Origin of the sequence: Methylobrevis albus (assembly GCF_015904235.1) — a bacterium.
GTDB classification, from domain to species: Bacteria; Pseudomonadota; Alphaproteobacteria; order Rhizobiales; family Pleomorphomonadaceae; genus Methylobrevis_A; species Methylobrevis_A albus.
In genome coordinates this window covers 1-18,173 of record NZ_JADZLT010000037.1, presented here as the reverse complement: position 1 = coordinate 18,173, position 18,173 = coordinate 1, and the positions used below count along the sequence as shown (strand labels likewise).

Below are 18,173 nucleotides of genomic sequence, written 5' to 3'. Positions count from 1 at the left end.
GAGGGGAGAAGGGATTTCTCGAGACCCCGCCAATCTTCCCTTCTCCCCTTGCGGGAGAAGGTGGCCGAAGGCCGGATGAGGGGTAGCGGCCTCTCCCCCCGCCCCTCAGTCCAGCGCGTAGGTGAACGCCCCATCCGCCACGTCCACCGCCACCGTGCTCAGCGGCGTCCGGTCGATCGAGCGCTTCAGGAACGCGCGCGACAGCGCCGGCAGCATGGTGCCGGTGATGATGTTGTCGATCATGCGGCCGCCGGAATCCGGGTCGTTGCACTGCGCCACGATGTGGTCGACCACCGCGTCCGAGAAGGTGAAGCGGGCGTCGTGGTTGTCGCGGATGCGCGCGCCGATGCGGCCGAGTTGCAGCCGCACGATGCCGGCGAGCATGTCGGGCGACAGCGGGAAATACGGCACCACGACGAGGCGACCGATCAGCGCCGGCGGGAACACGTCGAGCAGGTCCGGCCGCAGTGCGGCGGCGAGCTCGTCGGGATCCGGCCGCGCCGCCGGGTCGCGCGCCATGTGCATGATGCGCTCGGTGCCGACGTTCGAGGTGAGGATGATCAGCGTGTTCTTGAAGTCGATGCGCCGGCCGGTGCCGTCTTCCATCACGCCCTTGTCGAACACCTGGAAGAAGATCTCGTGCACGTCCGGGTGCGCCTTCTCGACCTCGTCGAGCAGCACCACCGAATAGGGCTTGCGCCGCACCGCTTCCGTCAGCCGCCCGCCCTCGCCGTAGCCGACGTAGCCGGGAGGTGCGCCCTTCAGCGTCGAGACGGTATGCGCCTCCTGGAACTCACTCATGTTGATGGTGATGACGTTCTGCTCGCCGCCGTAGAGCGCCTCGGCGAGCGCCAGCGCCGTCTCGGTCTTGCCGACGCCGGAGGGGCCGGCGAGCAGGAAGACGCCGATCGGCTTGTTCGGGTTGTCGAGCCGGGCGCGGCTGGTCTCGATGCGCTTGGCGATGGTCGCAAGGCCATGGCCCTGGCCGACGACGCGCTTGCCGAGGATGTCGGCGAGGTTGAGCACCGTCTCGATCTCGTCCTTCACCATCCGGCCGACCGGAATGCCGGTCCAGTCGGAGACGACGGAGGCGACCGCCTGCTCGTCGACATGGGCGTAGACCATGCGCTTCTCGGCCTCGATGCCGTCGAGCGCCGTGACCTTCTCGCGCAGCGTGGTGCGGTCGTCCGCCGCCTCGTCGCCCTTGCCGTCGACGGCGGCGCGCAAGGCCGCGATCTCGTCGACGATCGCCTTCTCGGCGGTGAACTCGCCCTCGAGGGTCGCCAGCGTCTCGCGCTCGGCGGCGACGAGGCCGTCGATCTCGGCGATGCGCTCCTCGTCGGCCGCGCCGAGGTCGCGCTCGCGCGTCAGTGCCGCCTGCTCCTGCTCCAGCGCCGCGATGCGCACGCGGCTGTCCTCGATCGCGGCCGGCACCGCGCTCTGGCTGATCGCGACGCGGGCACAGGCGGTGTCGAGCAGGCTCACCGCCTTGTCCGGCAGCTGCCGGGCGGGAATGTAGCGGTGCGAGAGGTTGACGGCGGCGACGATCGCCGCGTCCGAGATGCGCACCTTGTGATGCTTCTCCATCGGCGCGATCAGGCCGCGCAACATGATCGAGGCGCGGCCGACGTCGGGCTCGTCGATCTGCACCGGCTGGAAGCGCCGGGTCAGCGCCGGGTCCTTCTCGAAGTAGAGCCGGTACTCGGCGAAGGTGGTGGCGGCGATGGTGCGCAGCGTGCCGCGGGCGAGCGCGGGCTTCAGGAGGTTCGCCGCGTCGCCGGTGCCCGCCTGGCCGCCGGCGCCGATCAGCGTGTGCGCCTCGTCGATGAACAGGATCACCGGCGTCGGCGACGCCTGCACCTCGTCGATCACCGAGCGCAGCCGCTGCTCGAACTCGCCCTTCATCGAGGCGCCGGCCTGCATCAGGCCGATGTCGAGCGCGCAGAGGCGCACGTCGCGCAGCGGCGGCGGCACGTCGCCGCTAGCGATGCGCTGGGCGAAGCCCTCGACGACGGCGGTCTTGCCGACGCCGGCCTCGCCGGTGAGGATCGGGTTGTTCTGCCGCCGCCGCATCAGCACGTCGATGATCTGGCGGATCTCTTCGTCGCGGCCGAGGATCGGGTCCATCGTGCCGGATTTCGCCTTGGCGGTGAGGTCGATCGAGAAGCGGTCGAGTGCCGTCGTGCCCTTGGCGCCCGGCGCAGTCGCCGAGCCGCCCGCGCCGTCGGTGCCGGCGGCGGCGAGGCCCGAGCCGTCCATCGGGCGCAGGTTGTCCTCGTCCGAGTTCGACCAGGCGGCGCGGTGGTCGCTCGCGAGCTGGTCGACCGGGATCCGGCCGAACTCCTTGGAGAGGCCGGTCAGCACCCGGCGCAGCTCGGTCGACTTCAGCGCGCCGACCAGCACGTGGCCGGAGCGGATCTGCGTCTCGCCGAAGAACAGCGTCGCATAGTGCCAGCCGCGGTCGAGCGCATCGGCGATGTGGTTGGAGATGCCGGGCATCTCGGTCTCGTTGCGCCGGAAGCCGGTCACCGCCTCGGCGACGTCGGAGGCGAGCCGCGCCCGGTCGAGGCCGTAGTGGTCGACGGTGAGCACGAGGTCGCTGCGGTCCTTCTGCAGGAGGTGCAACACCCAGTGCGCCAGTTCGACGTTGCGGTTGCCCTGGCTCTTCGCGTGCCGGAGCGCCTGGAAGAACGCCTCGTAGCCGAGACGGTTGAGTTTGCCGGTGACGGCCTCGAGGCTGATGTCGGCCATGGTCAGTTGTCCTCCCCCTCGGGCGCTCGTCGGCGCGCCGCCAGCCTCTCGGCCAGATGAAACCGCGTGTCGGTTCTCATTTCACGGTCTGTCTCGGCCCAGTTCGGGGCCATCCAGCTGGTCCAGCCGAGCCGTCCGGCCTGCCCGAGCCGCACCGGCGCGACCTTGCCGGCCGGTATCGCGAGCTCGACGTCCCAGTCGAGCTCGTCGCCGAGAAACAGGTAGACCGCGTCGGCGATCTGCTCGGCGACCGTCCCGGTCGGCAGGAAGCGCTCGTAGTCGTCGAGGTCGCGCGTGAAGATGCGGATGCGGATCTTGTCCTCGACGCTGAACACCGAGCCGCCGAGCAGCGTGTCGACGCCGAGCCCGCACTGGCGCTGGCCGAGCCGGCTGCGGTCGGCGGGGTCGAGCACCAGCCAGGAGCCGACGAACTCGTCGATCTCGCAGGGTACGTCGAACAGCCCGGAGATCAGCCGCTTCAGCCGCGAGGCGCTCTTCACCTGCGGCGCGATCAGGCCGGCGAACTCGAGTTTCGCGAGGTCCGGCACGCTGTCCGCGCCGCGCGTGCCCGGCGAGGCGACGCCGATCGTGGCGCCGATGTAGCCGACGAAGCGGTCGGCGTCCGGCCGGTCGTGCTGCGCGATCGGCCGCGCATCGGCCCAGGCCCGGAAGAACAGCTGCAGGAAGCGGTGCTGGAACACGTCGGCGAAGCGCGGGAAGGCGTCGTCGCGGGCGAGCAGCCAGCCGTAGGTCTCCTCGGTGGTGGTGAGCGGCAGCGCGCCCTGCGGCCCGAACAGGCCGAGGAAACGCACCCCGAGCCGCATCCGGCCGGCGGCGTCGCGGCTGGCGCTGTCGAGGGTCGAGGCGGAAAAGTCGAGGAACGGATCCTGCGACAGCCGCACGAAATCCTCGGCGAGCGCGGCGCTGTCGCCGATGCGCGGCCGCTCCGGATGGCTGCGCTCGAGCCGGCGCATGATGGCGAAGAAGTCGTGCCGCCACGGCTCGGCGAGGAGGGAGTCGGCTACGCTCACAGCTCGCCCCGCGATCCGGTGCGCGCCGGCCAGCGCATGGTCTCGCCGCGCTCGGTGGTGCGGATCACCGTCTGGGTGAAATGATTGACGCCGACATATTCGGCGAAGAACCGCTCCAGCACCGCCCCCAGCAGGAAGGTGCCGGTGCCCTCGAACGCCTTCTCGTCGAGCAGCACGGTGACCTCGATGCCGCGTGCCGCGCCCGTGCCGGCGCGCTGGCGCAGCCGGCGCACGATCGGCCGGCTGTCGACGCTGCGCACGCCGCGGATGCGGCGCTCGGTGGCGCTGTCGGCGACGTCGGCAAAGAGGCCGAGCACCTCGCGCAGCGACTGGCCGGAGCGCCCGCCGGCGCGCTCGACGAGGCCGAGGTGGTTGAGGCTGAGCATGTTGATCAGCCGCCAGGCGACCTCGCCGCTGGTCGCCCGGTCGGTCTTGCCGGCGAGCGCGGTCGCCACCGGCTCGCGCGGCCGCGTCGGGCCGGCGATGCAGGACACCACCAGCGACACGTCGTCGAGGAAGCGGAAATCGGCGCCGCCGTCGCCGACCGGCAAATGCTCGGTGAGATGCCGGTTGGTGCAGAGCGCGCGCACGCTGAGTTCGGCGACGCCGTCGTCGTCGATCCCGTCCGGCTCGCCCAGCGACAGGAACATGTCGGTGCCGACGTAGTCCGAGGCGACGCCGTATTTCCGCTCCTCCGCCGAGCGCCGCCGCGGCAGCCGCCGCACGGTGTAGGCATAGGCCGACTGCATCCCCTTGAGGCCGCGCGGCGCCGAATAGAGCGGCGGCACCGGCACCTTGGTCGCCTGGCCGGCGATGTGCGCATAGACGTCGAGCACCCGGTTAGGCTCGAAGTCGAGCATCCGGCTGCGGTCGGGCACGACGTGGTACTCGTGCTGGTTGGCGCGCACCGGAATGCGGTCGAGCGTCTTCTCGAAGAGGTTCACCGCCGGCGCCGCCCCGAGCGCGAAGCTCTCGCGCCGGACGGCGGCGGAGAGCCGCGGGTTGACCTCGTCGAACACGAAGATCAGCTCGACCTGCTTGGAGGCGAGCTTCGGCATGACGGTCTCGAGCCCGATGAGGTCGAAGCCGAGGAACTTGCGCGGGAACATGAAATATTCGCGCAGGAGGTCGAAGCCGCGGAAGAGCCGCATGTCGTTCGGGAGCAGGGACTCCTCTTCCGCAAAACCGACCTGCCGCAGCGCCGCCTCGGGCACCCGCACCGCGACCGGATCGCCGAAACCGTCGAGGTGGCGGAACCAGATGCTCTGGCAATGCGCGAACAGCTGCTCGTAGAGCGCGACCGCGTCGGCCTCGGCGCCGGTGAGATGGACGCGCAGCTTGCGGGTCCGGCAGCCGGCGAAATGCATCTCCGGCTTGTCGCGCGCCGCCGCCTCGGCCGGCTCGTCCTCGGGGCGCTCCTGGGTGCGGTGGGTCAGCGTCAGGCGCAGGCCGGCGGCCGCCTGCGGCCCGACCGGCAGGCCGAGCGCCTGCAGCGGCCCCGGGGCGGCGAGATATTCCGCCGCCATGATCTCGAACGGCCAGAGTTCGATGTCGGAGCTGAGCCGGAAGCGGCAGGCGACACGGCGGTCGCGCTCGCGGTAGGTCGCGTCGAGATAGGCGCCCCGCTTCAGCGTCATGCCGTCGCGCAGCGCCGGATCGCCGAACGGCGGCGTGACGCGGGCGAGCAGCACCGAGGGCGTCGGCGCCAGATACTGCGGCACGAGCTGTTCGATCAGGCTGTGGGTGAATTCCGAGAACTCGTGCTTCAGCTTCAGCTGCACCCGGGCGGCGAGGAAGGCGGCGCCTTCGAGCAGGCCCCCGATCATCGGGTCCATCCGGTCGGCCATCAGCCCGCCGAGCCGCTCGGCAACCCCGGGATATTCCTCGGCGAACTCGCGCGCCTGCTCGTTGAGCAGCGCCAGTTCACGGTTGTAGAGGTCGAGGAATTCGCGGTTCATGGACGCCCCTTCAGAGCCTGTCGACCTTGATCAGCCCGGTGTCGAGCTCGACGTCGGCGATGAACTCGACCGCGGCGTTGACCGGATCGGAGACGAGGTCGGCCCGCACCAGGAAGCGGATCTTGAGATCGGGGATGTCGGGCGAGAGGTCGCGCCGCGCATCGATCGAGGCGGGCGCGAGGCGGGGCTCGAAGTCGGTCAGCGCCCGTTCGATTTCCGCCGCGATCTGGCCGACGTCGCCCTCGTCGAGGGTGCGGTGGACGAGATCGGGAAAGCCGAAGTTGAGGATCGAGCGGCGCACCTCGGGGAACGCCTCGAGGTCGACCGCCGAATCGAGATTGGTGGTGTTCATCAGCGCCGCGATGTCGCGCCCGACCTCGCGGCGGAGCAGTGCCTCGGTGATCGCGAAGCGGCTCGTCGTGCGCCGCGCCGCGATCACGCGCTCGCCGCCCTCGTCGCGCGCGTCGACCCGCTTGCGCGCATCGCGCGCTTCGAACGAGGCGCGGAACGCGTGCATCAGCGGCGGGGCGAGGCGGTCGGAACGGAGGGAGCGCGCCATCGGGATCTGGACACTTCACTGGTTTGCCGCCTGTCGGCCGGCGGGGCTGGTTGCCGCCTGTCGGCGACGGGGCTGGTTTGCCGCCCGGAGCCGGGGCGAAGGCGCACACAAAAATCCACCCACCCGAAAGGGCCGGACGGCCGCCCCTCGCGGAGCGGCCGTCCTGCAGGCGTCGGGTCGCAGGGCGCCGGATCAGGAGACCAGGTTGCCCGGGATGTCGACGGTGACCGGGATCGCCTCGCCGGCGGTGCCGTCCGCGTTCTGGATCGTGTAGGTCAGGGTGAACTCGGCGAAGTTCAGCGTGACGTTCTCGGTGAGGCGGTCTTCGCCGCCCGACCCGCCGGTCGAGCACGAGGTGATCATGATGTCCGTGAGCTCGATGACGACGTATTCGAGCGGGTTCTCGCCGGCCTTGCGCAGCGTGAGCTTGCCGTCGGCGATGTGCTTGCCGTTGGCGCAGAACTTCCAGAGCGTCGGGCTCGAGCGGTCGACGTACTTCGTCAGCGAGATGTCCTGCACCGAGAGCTTGCCCGCGCCCGAGCCGCCGCCCATGTGGGTCGTGCCGCTCTGCGAGACGCCCCAGGACCAGGCCAGCACGTCGATCTCGTCGACGTGGCCCTGCGCGTCCTGCGCTTCGCCGGTAACGTCCGCGAGCTTAAGAAACATATCCATAGCCATGATAAAGTCCCTCCATCAATGATTTGGACCGGCTTGGTCCCCGGCTTGCCGTCATTCCGTGGGGACCACCCCCGGCCGGTCTCTTCGGTGCCGTCGCTTCGGTCTTACGGTCTGCCGGATCGCCCTTTTCTGTCGGTCCGGGCGATCCGGCGGGGTGTCTTGAAAATTATTTCTCGGCCGGCAGGCGCGAGACGAGGCTGATGCCGACGTCCATGCCTTCGAGCTGGAAATGCGGGCGGAGATAGAAGCGGGCGGAATAATAGCCCGGGTTCTCCTCGTTCTCCTCGACGATCACCTTGGCCTCGGCGAGCGGCTTGCGCGCCTTGGTCTGCTCCGACGAGTTCTTCGGGTCGCCGTCGACGTAGCGGGTGATCCAGGTCTGGAGCCACTTGCGCAGCTCTTCCTTTTCCTTGGTCGAGCCGACCTTGTCGCGCACCATGCACTTCAGGTAATGCGCGAAACGCGACACCGCGAACATGTACGGCAGGCGCGCCGACAGGTTGTCCGAGGCGGTGGCCTCGGGCTTGTCGTAGAGCTTGGGCTTGTACAGCGACTGCGCGCCGATGAAGGCCGCCTTGTCGGTGTTCTTGCGGTGGATGAGCGGGATCAGGCCGGCCTTAGCCAGCTCCGCCTCGCGCCGGTCGCTGATCGCGATCTCGGTCGGGCACTTGAGGTCGACGCCGCCGTCGTCGGTCGGGAAGGTGTGCGTCGGCAGGTTGATCACCTCGCCGCCCGACTGCACGCCGCGGATGCGCACCGTCCAGCCGTGCTCCTTGTAGGCCCGGTTGATGTTGGTCGCCATCGCGTAGGCGGCGTTCATCCAGGCGTACTTCTCGCCCTTGTGGCCGTCCGTCTCCTCCTCGAAGGCGAACTCTTCCACCGGCTCCGACTTCGCGCCATAGGGCACGCGCGCCAGCACCCGCGGCAGGCAGAGGCCGACGTAGCGGGAATCCGCCGCGTCGCGCAGGCCCTTCCAGGCCGCGTAGTCGGGCGTGTCGAACACCTTGCCGAGGTCGCGCGGATTGGCGAGCTCGGTCCAGGCGTCCATGCCCATCAGCGCCGGGTCGGCGCCGGTGAAGAACGGCGCGTGCGCGGCGCTCGCCACCTTGCCGAGGTCGCGCAAGAGCTGCACGTCGACCGGGTTCTGGCTGAAGTAGTAGTCGCCGATCAGGCAGCCGTAGGGCTCGCCGCCGAGCTGGCCGAACTCGTGCTCGTAGATCCGCTTGAACAGCGGGCTCTGGTCCCAGCGCGCGCCGGGATAGAGCTTCAGCATGCGCGACAGCTCGTTCTTCGAGATGTTGAGCACGCGGATCTTCAGCGAGGCGTCGGTCTCGGAGTTGTAGACGAGATAATGCAGCCCGCGCCACGTGCTCTCGATCTGCTGGAACTCGGGCGCGTGGATGATCTCGTTCATCTGCGCCGAGAGCTGCTCGTCGAGACGGGCGATCATCTCCTCGATGGTGTCGAGCACGTCGTCCTTCACGACGCTGGAATCGGCGAGCGCCTGGCTCACCAGCGTCTGCACGGCGTTCTCGACCTCGGTCGCCGCACGCTCGCTGCGCGGCTTGAAGCTCTGCTTGAGGAGGGACGCGAAATCGTCGAGCTCCTCGACGGCGGCGACGGGTGCGCCGGCCTGGCGTTCGGTTTCTGCAGCCATGATGCTTCCCCCCTTATGCTTCGGTCGGGCCGGACTTGTCGGCCATGCGCGCCTTCAGCGCCGCCATGAGCTGCGGGTCGGCGAGGAGCTGCTTCAGCTTGTCCTCGGCCTGCACCTTGCCGTCCATGTAGCGGAGCAGGTTCTGCAGCTGTTCGCGCGCTTCCAAGAGCTTGGCGAGCGCCGGCACCTGGCGGGCGACCGCGGCCGGGCTGAAGTCGTCCATCTTCTTGAACTTCAGCTCGACGCCGAGCTGTTCGCCGCTGCCCTCGCCGAGCTTGTTCGGCACGCGCATGCGCACGCCCGGCTCGATCGAGGCCATGCGCTTGTCGAAGTTGTCCATGTCGAACTCGGTGAAGCCGCGGTCGGCGACCTCGGGCTTCTCGACCCCCGACGCCGGGCCGGACAGGTCCGACATGACGCCCATCACGAAGGGAAGCTCGACGAGCTTCTCGGCGTTGTAGGGATCCTCGTAGGTAATGTGGACGCGCGGCGCCCGGTTCCGCTTGATGAATTTCTGGCCGCTGTCGGATGCCATGATCGTTGCTCCCCTCGATTGAATGACTGGCGTCGAAATCCGGCCGGACATGGGGGGTGGGCCCACCGCGAGGCCCGCCGGCTCTCACCGGTCGCCTTACGGTCTGCCCACACCCCGTCTCCGGCCCTGCTTCCGCAACTTTCCGTCCCGGCGTTTCTCGCCCGGACCGTTCCTCCCCGGCCCGCTTCCCGCGGGCACCTCCCGGCCGGCCGGCCGGCTTGCGATCACTCGGTCAGCATCTTCACGATCTTCTGCTGCACCCGGCCATGCCCGTCGCGCACCGCGGCGGCATGCAGCGTGTCGAACAGCGCGAAGCCGGCCCGCATCTTCAGCGCCTTCACCGAGCGGCCACTGCGCAGGAATTCGGCCAGCTGCCGCTCGTAGGAGCCCGATTTCGCGAGATCCGTGTCGGTGGTGCCCTGGATCCAGGCGTGATGCTCCAGCCCGGCGAAATCCGGGTCGTCGCGCAGCTTGTTCGACGCGCTCTGGTAGATGCTGTCGCCGCCCGTCGCCCCCGCCGACCCGCGCAGCTCGGGATCGGCCGGGTTGTCGAACGCGGCATCGATCAGGCCGACGTAGCCGGCTTTCAGCGCCGTGCCGTCGGCGAGCTTGCGCCCCGCGATCGCCCGGGTCACCGTGAGCGCGTTGCGCCCGCCGATGCTGTAGCCGTAGACGACGATCATCCCCATGTCGGCGCCGGCCTTCAGCGCCGCCTCGAGCTCGGCGACCACCTTGTCGGTCGCCTTCGTCGTCGGGTCGCTGCCGGGGTTCGCCCGGCCGCCGCCGCCGTTGAAGTTGATGATCACCACCGGCTTGTGGCCCTTGAGGTAGGCCGGCGTGTCGATCATCTTCCGCAGCGCCTCGACGTCCGGCACGTTGATCGCCGGCGCGCCGTCGGTCGATTCCTGGCCGGCCTTGGCGTCGCGCGGGTCGAAGCCGAGCATGCGCACGACGATGTCCTGGAACACCGGATCGCCGGTCGGCACCGGGCCGGGCCGCGGGTGCGCCGCTTCCCACTTGCGCATCTCGCGCTCGAGCTGCGCCATCGTCTTCTTGCCGACGATCCCGTCGGGCCGGACCTGGCCCGGGCCGAGGATGTTGCGCGGCGGCCCCTTGAACTTCAGCACCGCCTCGACGGTCTTGTCGCCGTAGAAGCCCGGGCCGGATTCGGCCGTCGGGAGAAAGTCGGCCGGGATCACCTCGAGCAGCACCAGCGCATCCTGGATCTGCTGCACGAAGGTGCCGCGGTCGCCGCGCTGGACGTGGAACGGGTCCTGGTGCAGTGCCTTCTGCAGCCGGTCCTCGTGCCGGAACTGCGCCGAGGTAAGGGTCGTGATCACATCGTCAGCCATGGGGGCCTCCTGCCGGAACGCTGGTGAGACCCGGCCTTACGGTCCGCTGCGGTGCTCTCCAGGACACGACGGACATGGCGATCAGCCCCCCGCCTTCATCGTCTTCAGCGCCGCCTCGGGCAGGATGTCCTTGAGCAGGCCCGCGAAATCGCGCGACGACAGCAGCTTCGCCCGGTCGATCAGCAGCGGGATCGGGCTCGACGGCTCGGCCGCCCGGTAGTAGCCCGCGACCTGGTCGAGCAGGCCGACCGCGGCCTGCCGCGTCTCGATCGGCGGCAGGGCGGCGGCGACGTCGAGCGGCGGCGAGGCGGCCGCGAGCCGGCTGACCGCCACCGTGAACGCCGGCTCGCCGCCGACGTGGATGCGCGCCGCCTCGGCGTGGCCCGGCACCAGGATCTGCATCACCTCGAAGAGGTTCTTGCCGATGAGCTGGCTCGCCTGCCGCACAAGCAGGATCGCCGGGCTCGACGGCTCGAAGCGCTCGAAATAGCCGAGCGCCGCGGCGAGCGCGGCGGCGGCCTCGCCCTGGCTGTTGATGCGGCCGGCCGGTCGCGCCGCCGGGGCCGCGGAAGCCGGCGTGTCGTCGCCCTCCTCCGGCGCGTCCGGTTCGGCCTCGCCCGCGACCGGCGCCCCCAGCGCCGCGCCGGGATCGCGCCGCCCGACGGCGTCGTCGAGCAGCGCCAGCATGCGGTCGACCAGCGGCGGCAGCCGCTCGAGCCGCACCGCCTGTTCGAAGCCCGCCATCGCCACCGCGACCGAGCGCAGGCCCGCGAGCCCGCCCTGCAGCGCCGCCAGCGCGTCCCGCGTGGCGATCAGCGCGCCGAGGTCGGCTTCGAGCAGGATGCGCTCGATGGTGCCGGCGTCGGGCATCTGCTCGCCGTCGCGCGCCTTGACTTCGCCCGACGCCACGAGATGCGCCCGGAAACTCAGCGTGCCGAGCCGCCCGGCCTCGACCAGCGGCGCGTATTGCAGCGGCAGCAGCACCGGCGCCATGTCGTCGAGCGTATAGAGCGGCGCCATTCGCATCAGGAAGTCGCCGTCCTCGCCGCGCGGGTTGATCTCCTCCCAGTGGTCGGTCATCAGCCGGGCGGCGGCGGCGACACAGGCCGAGAAGCCGGCGACATCGCGCTTCAGCAGCGCGAGCTTGCCGAGCAGCAGCAGCAGCCGGACGTCCTTGGTGCGGTCGACGAGGCCGAGCCCGGTGGCGATCGCCCCGCCGAGATCGACGGCGCTCGGATCGAAGGAAAAGAACGACGCCGGCAGCATGCCTTCGGCCGTCGCCGCGAAGCCGAGGAAATCGGCATCGCCGGCGGCGTCGAGGTCGGGACCGCACGCGGACCCGGCCGAGACCGGCTCCACCAGACTGTCGAACGCGAGAGTAGCCATGGGGCTTGCTGAGCCGATCCTTGCGCGCCTTGACCGCAGCCGCGGCCAGAACTGGAATGATACCCGGCGACCGTCGCCGCCGCGCCGCTGCCCGGACAGGCCGCGACCACCGCCGGCCCGGATGGACCCGCTCGTCCGCCTCACCCGGCATCGCCGCGCTCTATGAACTGATGCGACCGTTCGCCCCGAGGCGGAGCGCCACCACCCTTCGAAAAACCCGCAGCCGGCAGACCGTAATGTCCGAGGCGAGACCCATCGCCGATGGCCGGCGAAAGTTCGTCAATGGCCTCGACTATGCCCGTTCAAATGTGTATCGTCAAGTATATTTACTTGTAGATACAGCTTTCCACAGTGGTGCTCCGATGGCTGCCAAGTTGAGGCAAGATTACAGAACGGCTTCCATGACGAGTCCGTTCGGCGAGAACGAGGTCGTCATCGAATCTTTTCGGGGCACTGAGGGTTTGAGCGAGATCTTCGATTTCAGGATCGAGGCATTGAGCGAGACGGAGAACCTCAACTTCGACAAAGCAATTGGAGAAAAATTCAGCGTCACGATCAATGCCGCGGGCGGCGAGGACCGTCTGTTCAACGGCCTATTGGTGGAGGCGAACTGGGGCGGCGTCAAGGGCGGCCTGCACCGCTACGAACTGGTGCTGCGGCCCTGGCTGTGGCTGCTGTCGTTCAGCACCGACTGCCGCATCTTCGCCGAGAAGAACGTCCCCGACATCATCCGGGAGATCTTCCGCGACAGCGGCTTCACCGACTTCCGCCTCACCCTGACCGAGTCCTACCCGACGCTCGAATATTGCGTCCAGTACCGCGAGACGTCGCTCGATTTCGTGCTCCGCCTGATGGAAGAGAACGGCATCTACTATTTCTTCGAGCATACCAAGGAGAAGCACACGCTGGTGCTGGCCGATGCGCGATCGTCGCACAAGCCGTGCCCGGGCCTCGCCAAGGTGCCGTTCTGGCCGCTCGAGGGCGACTCCCGCCGCGACCGCCAGACGCTGGAAGACTGGCGCGCCCATCGCCGGCTGCGCACCGGCACCTTCTCGCTCACCGATTACGATCCGCTGCAGCCGAACGCCGAGCTCGACGCCGACGCCGAGGGCGACGGCCCGAAGCCGAAGCCGCTGGAGAAGTACGACTATCCCGGCCGCTACATCGACCGCGAGGAAGGCCGCCGGCTGGCGCGGGTCTGGATGCAGGCCGAGCACGCCGAGGACCGCCGCCGCCAGGCGCGCGGCACCGCCGTCTCGCTGCTGCCCGGCGGGCTCGTCACCCTCGAGAAGCATCCGACCGCGGCCGAGAACGCCGAGTATCTCGTCGTGCGCTGCCAGCACCGCTACGAAGCCTCGCGCTTTCGCAGCACCGGCGGGGCGATTGCCGGCGGCGGCGACCCGGAATACGCCGGCATCTTCGACCTGCAGCCGTCGTCGCGGCCCTATCGCCCGCCGGAGGTGACCCCGAAGCCGCGCATCTCCGGGCCGCAGACGGCGAAGGTGATCTGCGGCGACGGCGAGGAGATCGACGTCGACAAGCATGGCCGCATCACCGTGCGCTTCCACTGGGACCGCAAGAACAACCTCTCGCGCCGGGTGCGCGTCGCGCAGGTCTGGGCCGGCAAGGGCTGGGGCGGCGTGTTCATTCCGCGCAAGGACCAGGAGGTCGTGGTCGAGTTCCTCGAGGGCGACCCCGACCAGCCCCTCGTCGTCGGCGCGGTCTACAACGGCGAGAACACCCCGCCCTACGACCTGCCCGGCGACAAGAACATCGCCGGCTGGAAGACTCAGTCGACCAAGGGCGGCGGCGGCAACAACGAGTTCACCTTCGACGACACCGCCGGCAACGAGGTGATCCACACCTTCGCCGAAAAGGACCTGAAGACCGAGGTGAGCAACGTCGCCTCCTACAGCTACGGCGCCGAGCTCAGCCAGCCGCGCAGCGGCGCCGCGCTGTTCACCGAGGTCGAGAAGGGCGACGAGAAGCGCGTCATCAAGCAGGGCGATCGCAAGACCAATCTCGAGATGGGCTCCGATATCCTCGACGCCGCCCAGAAGATCACGATGACGGCGAATGTCGAGATCAAGCTGCAGGTCGGCGCCAGCAAGATCACCATCGACCAGAAGGGCATCAAGCTCGACGCCCCGATGATCGAGATCAACGGCGCCGCCCTCGTCAAGGTCAACGCGCCGATGACCAAGGTCGACGGCTCGGCGACGCTGATGCTGACCGGCGGCATCGTGAAGATCAACTGACTTCCCCCCACGGCGTGCCGCGGGGCATGACACCAGGACTGCCGGCCGCTCGGGCCGGCGCAGCGTCGCCAGCGGCGGAGCAGGCATGTCGTCGAGGATCCGTTTCACCACCGCCCGCCAGGTCTTCGAGGCCTTCGCCAGCGCGAACCGCGACATCGTCGCGCCGCCGTCGGACGACGCGCCGCTCGATTTCCTGCGCGGCCTCGCCGGCTCGCCGACGCCGGAGGACGCGATCTCGTTCTGCGCCTACCTGTTGCCGCGCCGCGAGGCGGTGTGGTGGGTGTGCCAGTGCCTGCGCGCCATGGGCGCGGCCGGCAGCCCCGCCGACGAACGCAGCATCGCCGCCGCCGAAGCCTGGGTGCGCGAGCCCGAGGAAGCCGCCCGGCAGGTGGCGCTCGCCATCGGCGAGGCGGCCGATCCGGCGAGCCCCGCCACCTGGGCGGCCTTCGCCGCGGCGTGGTCCGGCGGCAGCCTGTCGGCACCGGACCTGCCCGTGGTGCCGCCGCCGGCGCAGCTCACCGCACAGGCGGCGCGGGCGGCGCTCCTCACCGGCATCGCCCGCGTCGGCGTCGACCGCCGCGCCTACTGGCTGAAGGCCTGCGTCGATGCCTGCATCCGCTTTGCCGGCGGCGGCGAGGCGCGGCCGTGACGGCGCACAGCCTCGCCCCGCATCGAATCAGCCACTTGGAGAGGCCGGGGGCCCCGGTCTATGATCGTTTGAGGGGGCAGGTTCGGATGACGCGACCGACGACGCGGACGAGGGGCGCCGGGCGATGCCGGCAACCGGCCGCCGTCCCGACGTACCGCGAGCGGATGGCCCGATGACGCTGCGCCTCACCATCGAAAATCAGGACCGGCTGCCGGACGGCGGCCCGATGCAGGTCGAGATCGACGGCCGCGGCCTCGACGTCGGCCGCGACCAGCACCTCGACTGGACCCTGCCCGACCCGAGCCGCTACATCTCCGGCAAGCACTGCGAGATCCGCTTCCGCGACGGCGGCTACTGGCTGTCGGACGTCTCCACCAACGGCACCTTCCTCAACGGCGCCGACTTCCGCATGCAGTCGCCCTACCGGCTGCGCAGCGGCGACCGGCTGACGATCGGCCAGTACATCGTCCGCGTCGACATCCCCGGCGAGGTGGCGGCGCAGCCGGCCGGCGGCTTTGGCGCCGGACCAGCCGCCCCCGGCGCCCCCGGCGGCGACCTCTGGGGCTGGGCGGGCACCGCGGCGCCGCCGGTCGCGCGCGCCGCGGTGATGGCGCCGCGCGCCGCCGCCCCGCCGCCGCCCGATTTCCTCGACTGGGCCGCCGCCCTCGACCCGATGACCGCACCGTTCCCCGGCGTCGGCGCCCCGCCGCCGATCGGACACGCCCCGCCGCCGCCGGGACTGCCCCCGCTCGCGCCCCCACCGGCCCCCGCCGGCTTCGGGGCCGGCTTCGACCGCCTGCCGCCGCTCGCCCCGCCCGCGGCCCCTGTCACCGGCGATCTCTGGGGCGCCCCGGCGCCCGCCGCCGCCCCGGTCGACTGGGGCGCGCCGCCGTCCTCCTCGCCGATGTTCCCCGACGCTGCGGCGCTGGACGAGGCGTCGATCCCGCGCCCGCGCCGTCCGGCCCCGGTGGACGAGACGCCGCTGGCCCCGCTCGCGCCGCCCCGGCCCGCCGCCGAACCGCCACCTGCCGCCGCCGGCTTTGCCGCGCTGCCGCTCGTCGACCCCTACGCCCAGCCACCGCTCGCCGAGGCGCCCGCCCCGCTGGCCGCGCCGCCCGGCCCCCCGCCCGCCGCCGCGCCCGCGCCCGCGTTCGAAGCATCGTTCGATGCCCCGTTCGATCCCGCGCCGGCAGCAGCCCCCGGCGTCGGCGATGCCGCGCTGCTCGCCCGCATCGCCCGCGCCGCCGGCCTGCCGCCCGACGCCTTCGCCCGCCGCGACCCCGGCGCCGTCGCCGACGAGATCGGCGCCCTGATCCGGCTCTCGGCCGACGAACTGCGCCAGATGCTCGCCGCGCGTGCCGAGACCAAGAGCCTCGTGCGCTCCTCGTCGCGCACCATGGTGCAGGCCTTCGACAACAACCCGCTAAAGTTCAGCCCGACCACCGAAGACGCGCTGAAGATCATGTTCGGGCCGCGCACGCGCAGCTATCTCGACGGGCCGGGCGCCGTGCGCGAGGGCTTCGCGGATCTGAAAGCGCACCAGCTCCAGACCTACGGCGCCATGCAGGGCGCGATCGAGGCTCTGTTCGAGGATCTCAGCCCCGACCGCATCGACGGCGACGCCGGCACGGAGCGCGGCTTCGGCGGGCTGGTAGGATCCCGTAAGGCACGCCTGTGGGACGTCTACGTCGAGCGGTGGAAGGCGAAGGCACAGCGACATGACGGTCGCCTTGTCGATGCTTTCATGCTTCTCTTCGCCGAATGCTACGATCGGCTGCAGCGCAAGGATCGCTGACGGGGCCGCCGGTCGGACATCCGCCGCAAGGCGGCGTTTCATAGTTGAATTTTTTGTCGCGGCGCGGTCGCCCGAGGGGCCGTCCGCAGTCGTCCGTTTTGAATTTGAGGGTCCGCTCCGGCCATGCCGTGGTACAGCAAAGTCGTCTGGTCCGAGGGCCTGTTCCTCCGGCCGCACCATTTCCAGCAGAACGACCGCTATCTCGAACATCTGGTCGAGAGCCGGGTCCGCCACGTCTCGCCCTATCCGTGGGGCTTCGCCGCGGTGGAGATCGACCGCGACCTCGCGCAGCAGAGCCGCTTCGCGCTGCGCCGCGCCGCCGGCATCATGCCCGACGGCATGCCCTTCGACCTGCCCGCCGACAGCCCGCTGCCCGCACCGATCGAGGTGCCGGAGGCCGCAGCCGGCCACCTCGTCTGGCTGTCGCTGCCGGCCGCGATCCCCGGCAGCCGCGAGATCGACCCCGAGCCGGTGGAGAGCGCCGCGCGCTGGGTGACCGGCACCGACCCGATCATCGACAGCGCCGCCCAGCTCCGCATCGAGGAGGAGATCGACGTCGCGCATCCGCGCTTCAGCTACGAGATCCGCAAGACCGCGAAGCCCGGCTACGTCGCGCTGCCGATCGCCCGCATCGTCGAGGTGCACGACCGCACCATCGTCTTCGACGAGAAGTTCGCCCCGCCGGTGCTCTTCACCGCCGCGCATCCGACCGTCGACGGCTGGCTCGACCGCGTCATCGGCTGGATCGGCAACAAGCTCGACGAACTCGCCCGCTACGCCGCCGACCCCTCCGCCGGCGGTGGCCTGCAGAGCGCCGATTACCTGATGCTGCAGATGCTGAACCGGGAGATCCCGGTGCTGAAGCATTTCCGGCGCAGCCGCGCGGTGCATCCCGAGCGGCTCTTTGAGGAATTCCTGCGCATCGCCGGCGAACTCGCCACCTTCACCACGCCCGAGCGCCGCGCCCGCGACTATCCCGACTACGACCAGAACGACCTCGAGGCGACGTTCGGCCCGCTGGTGCGCGACATCCAGGAGTTCCTGAGCGCCCGCATGGATCGCCGCGCGATCCGGCTCGAGCTGATCGAGCGGGCGGCCAACGCCTATGTCTCGACGGTGAAGGACCGCTCGCTGTTCCGCAACGCGACGCTGGTGCTGGAAGTCTCCGCCCGGCGGCCGCTGACCGAGATCCAGCAGCAGTTCCCGCACATCTTCAAGGTCGGCCCCAACACCAAGATGAACGAGATCGTCAATGCCCACCTGCCGGGCATTCCCCTCGTCCACCTGCCAACGCCGCCGCCGCAGATCCGCGCGATCTCCGACCACGTCTATTTCTATCTCGACCGCACCTCGCCGCTCTGGCCGGAATTCAGCACCGCGAGTGCGATCGGCATGCATTTCGCCGGTGACTGGCCCGAGCTCGCGCTCGAACTCTGGGCGATCAGGGAAGACCGTCGATGAGCGACGAACCGTTCGATCCCTTCGGGCGGCGCGACCGCACCATCATCCGGCCGAACCCCGGCGGCCGCCGGCCCGCCGCCCCCGGCGACGCGCAGGGCGCGCC

At 70.2% G+C, this 18,173-nt stretch carries 13 protein-coding genes; 4 read left to right on the top strand and 9 right to left on the bottom strand.

Features of this window, described 5'->3' with window-relative positions; genetic code table 11:
* Positions 1-105 precede the first annotated feature (105 nt).
* The 9 genes from tssH to I5731_RS01260 form a co-directional block, all read right to left on the bottom strand.
* Positions 106-2,751, bottom strand: a complete 2,646-nt coding sequence (tssH, locus tag I5731_RS01300; protein WP_197309551.1) for a type VI secretion system ATPase TssH — start codon at positions 2,749-2,751, stop codon at positions 106-108.
* 2 nt (positions 2,752-2,753) lie between these two features.
* Entirely contained in the window at positions 2,754-3,782 is a 1,029-nt protein-coding gene (gene tssG / locus I5731_RS01295) for a type VI secretion system baseplate subunit TssG (RefSeq protein WP_328837900.1), read from the bottom strand.
* Positions 3,779-5,740: a type VI secretion system baseplate subunit TssF gene (tssF, locus tag I5731_RS01290; RefSeq protein ID WP_197309550.1), complete on the bottom strand. Its 1,962-nt coding sequence runs from the start codon at positions 5,738-5,740 to the stop codon at positions 3,779-3,781. The genes tssG and tssF overlap by 4 nt, the downstream gene beginning before the upstream one ends.
* Positions 5,741-5,750: 10 nt before the next feature.
* Positions 5,751-6,299 (bottom strand): type VI secretion system baseplate subunit TssE, encoded by a 549-nt coding sequence (gene tssE, locus I5731_RS01285; protein ID WP_197309549.1) that lies wholly within the window; start codon positions 6,297-6,299, stop codon positions 5,751-5,753.
* A 192-nt stretch (positions 6,300-6,491) separates the two neighbouring features.
* A complete protein-coding gene (locus I5731_RS01280) occupies positions 6,492-6,971 on the bottom strand; it encodes a type VI secretion system tube protein Hcp (RefSeq protein WP_328837897.1) in 480 nt (159 codons plus the stop codon).
* A 172-nt stretch (positions 6,972-7,143) separates the two neighbouring features.
* Entirely contained in the window at positions 7,144-8,634 is a 1,491-nt protein-coding gene (gene tssC, locus I5731_RS01275; RefSeq protein ID WP_197309547.1) for a type VI secretion system contractile sheath large subunit, read from the bottom strand.
* A 13-nt stretch (positions 8,635-8,647) separates the two neighbouring features.
* On the bottom strand, positions 8,648-9,169 hold the full coding sequence (tssB, locus tag I5731_RS01270) for a type VI secretion system contractile sheath small subunit (protein ID WP_197309546.1): 522 nt from the start codon (positions 9,167-9,169) through the stop codon (positions 8,648-8,650).
* 224 nt (positions 9,170-9,393) lie between these two features.
* On the bottom strand, positions 9,394-10,521 hold the full coding sequence (locus tag I5731_RS01265) for a peptidoglycan-binding domain-containing protein (protein WP_197309545.1): 1,128 nt from the start codon (positions 10,519-10,521) through the stop codon (positions 9,394-9,396).
* A gap of 81 nt (positions 10,522-10,602) precedes the next feature.
* On the bottom strand, positions 10,603-11,907 hold the full coding sequence (locus I5731_RS01260) for a type VI secretion system protein TssA (RefSeq protein WP_197309544.1): 1,305 nt from the start codon (positions 11,905-11,907) through the stop codon (positions 10,603-10,605).
* Positions 11,908-12,308: 401 nt separating this feature from the next.
* On the opposite strand from I5731_RS01260, the gene I5731_RS01255 reads away from it, so the two are divergent.
* From I5731_RS01255 to tssK, 4 genes are all read left to right on the top strand, one after another.
* On the top strand, positions 12,309-14,165 hold the full coding sequence (locus I5731_RS01255) for a type VI secretion system Vgr family protein (RefSeq protein ID WP_197309543.1): 1,857 nt from the start codon (positions 12,309-12,311) through the stop codon (positions 14,163-14,165).
* Between the two features lie 85 nt (positions 14,166-14,250).
* Complete coding sequence (locus I5731_RS01250) at positions 14,251-14,814, top strand: DUF6931 family protein (RefSeq protein ID WP_197309542.1); 564 nt, start codon at positions 14,251-14,253, stop codon at positions 14,812-14,814.
* Between the two features lie 172 nt (positions 14,815-14,986).
* Entirely contained in the window at positions 14,987-16,609 is a 1,623-nt protein-coding gene (gene tagH / locus I5731_RS01245; protein ID WP_197309541.1) for a type VI secretion system-associated FHA domain protein TagH, read from the top strand.
* Between the two features lie 123 nt (positions 16,610-16,732).
* Positions 16,733-18,070 carry a type VI secretion system baseplate subunit TssK gene (gene tssK, locus I5731_RS01240; RefSeq protein WP_197309540.1) on the top strand — a complete coding sequence of 446 codons (1,338 nt, stop codon included), beginning with the start codon at positions 16,733-16,735 and terminating at the stop codon, positions 18,068-18,070.
* Positions 18,071-18,173: the final 103 nt, after the last annotated feature.

Coding starts and splice junctions, on each gene's coding strand:
- tssH (WP_197309551.1), bottom strand. CDS start 2,751: ATGGCCGACATCAGCCTCGAGGCCGTCACCGGCAAACTCAACCGTCTC.
- tssF (WP_197309550.1), bottom strand. CDS start 5,740: ATGAACCGCGAATTCCTCGACCTCTACAACCGTGAACTGGCGCTGCTC.
- tssE (WP_197309549.1), bottom strand. CDS start 6,299: ATGGCGCGCTCCCTCCGTTCCGACCGCCTCGCCCCGCCGCTGATGCAC.
- I5731_RS01280 (WP_328837897.1), bottom strand. CDS start 6,971: ATGGATATGTTTCTTAAGCTCGCGGACGTTACCGGCGAAGCGCAGGAC.
- tssC (WP_197309547.1), bottom strand. CDS start 8,634: ATGGCTGCAGAAACCGAACGCCAGGCCGGCGCACCCGTCGCCGCCGTC.
- tssB (WP_197309546.1), bottom strand. CDS start 9,169: ATGGCATCCGACAGCGGCCAGAAATTCATCAAGCGGAACCGGGCGCCG.
- I5731_RS01265 (WP_197309545.1), bottom strand. CDS start 10,521: ATGGCTGACGATGTGATCACGACCCTTACCTCGGCGCAGTTCCGGCAC.
- I5731_RS01260 (WP_197309544.1), bottom strand. CDS start 11,907: ATGGCTACTCTCGCGTTCGACAGTCTGGTGGAGCCGGTCTCGGCCGGG.
- I5731_RS01255 (WP_197309543.1), top strand. CDS start 12,309: ATGACGAGTCCGTTCGGCGAGAACGAGGTCGTCATCGAATCTTTTCGG.
- I5731_RS01250 (WP_197309542.1), top strand. CDS start 14,251: ATGTCGTCGAGGATCCGTTTCACCACCGCCCGCCAGGTCTTCGAGGCC.
- tagH (WP_197309541.1), top strand. CDS start 14,987: ATGACGCTGCGCCTCACCATCGAAAATCAGGACCGGCTGCCGGACGGC.
- tssK (WP_197309540.1), top strand. CDS start 16,733: ATGCCGTGGTACAGCAAAGTCGTCTGGTCCGAGGGCCTGTTCCTCCGG.